At 68.5% G+C, this 1,569-nt stretch carries 2 protein-coding genes; one reads left to right on the top strand and one right to left on the bottom strand.

Features of this window, described 5'->3' with window-relative positions:
* The coding region (locus AC1DZA_RS20100) for an ATP-binding protein (protein WP_476774097.1) at positions 1 to 185 on the top strand (185 nt) is incomplete at its 5' end.
* A 1,195-nt stretch (positions 186 to 1,380) separates the two neighbouring features.
* Here the strand turns inward: AC1DZA_RS20100 and AC1DZA_RS20095 are convergent.
* A partial coding sequence (locus AC1DZA_RS20095; RefSeq protein ID WP_476774096.1) for an ATP-binding protein occupies positions 1,381 to 1,569 on the bottom strand: 189 nt, incomplete at its 5' end.

The following is a 1,569-nucleotide window of genomic DNA, read 5'->3' as shown; positions in this document are numbered from 1 at the left end:
CGATCATGGTCACCTCGAACCTGCCGTTTGGGAGATGGGGTGAGACCTTCAGCGACGACGTCGTGGCCGCAGCGATGATTGACCGGCTCGTCCACCACGCCGAGGTCCTCACCCTGTCAGGCGATTCCTACCGCACCCGGCAACGCCGCGACCTCATCAACAAGAACCGCGCCGACCGCGACTAACAACCCAGAGGGGGTCAACTTTCGCTCGGCGCCAGGGGGTCAGACTTCACTCGGCATTGACAGGCACAGAGACATCCTCCGGAAGTGTCGGGGTGGGGTGTTGCCAACAATCGATAAGTGGAATGGCCGGCCGGTTCCGGGTACCGAGCCCCCTCGGTTGGTGGCACCACCCCGCCAGCCCCACTCCATCCGCCCCCTGCCAACCCGACCATCAGCGGGGCTCGTGCGGTGGGCCGTCCACGGCAGTCACGGTTGTGCCCACTGGGTGCGGGCCAGCCCGGAGGAAGAGCTGGGCCGTGCACTTTGGGTGCAATCGCTGCACCCGGAAGTCACGGAAGACCACGGAGGTGGCGTGCCGCCGGCGGGCTGGGAGGGTGAGGGCGGAGCCGCTCACGGCGCACCGCAGTAGCGGTGCGCACCCGCAACCCCGGGGACGGGACACGCCCACCGGCTGCTACCCGAATTTCCGGGCGTTGCCCCCCGACGGGCAAGCCCCCCTGTTACCGCCGGTGGGCGTGGAGCACCAACGGCAGAGCCCCCAGTTGCTCGGCTGTGACGTTACACCCGCCACGACGGGCCGGGTGGGATACGCCCCGAACTGGGGGGGGCCGCGCCCGCCCTTGGGGCTCGGCAATTGTCGAGAGGGCGGGCGCGGAGGCGACCCGTTGCGCGGGATCGCCTCCGCTCAGGTTAGGCCGCGTTTGGCATGCTGTCACTCGCGGTGTCGGGTTCGGGGTATCCGGCCGCGATCCGCTCCACCGGCCCCACGCCTCCAACTGGAGCAGGTAGGTCGTGTCGCGGCCGTTCGGGCACCGCCATGAGACCCGGCTGGTCGCCGCTTCCCGCACAGAGAGGACCATGCCGAGAGTCACATGTCCGACCTTCGTCGGGGTGTCCTCGGCGCGCTTCGCGAGGCGGTCGCGTCCGCCCACGCCCAGCCACTCGGCCGCGAGTTCCCCGAAGTCCCGGGTGACCTCGCCGTGGCACCGGGCTAGGGTGACCGCGACGAACAGGGCAGCACCCTTCGGCAACGCCTTGCGGCCCAGCAAGGTCGTGACGAATTCGCGGCGCACGACCGTGGCGGCGTCCCATTCGCGGTTGCACTTGATCAGGCGGCGACGTGCTTCTCGCTTTGTCAATGCCGAGTGAAGTCTGACCCCCTGGCGCCGAGCGAAAGTTGACCCCCTCTGGGTTGTTAGTCGCGGTCGGCGCGGTTCTTGTTGATGAGGTCGCGGCGTTGCCGGGTGCGGTAGGAATCGCCTGACAGGGTGAGGACCTCGGCGTGGTGGACGAGCCGGTCAATCATCGCTGCGGCCACGACGTCGTCGCTGAAGGTCTCACCCCATCTCCCAAACGGCAGGTTCGAGGTGACCATGATCGAGAG

The organism is Agromyces sp. P2_B3 (genome assembly GCF_056404815.1).
This window is presented reverse-complemented; position numbering and strand designations above follow the sequence as displayed.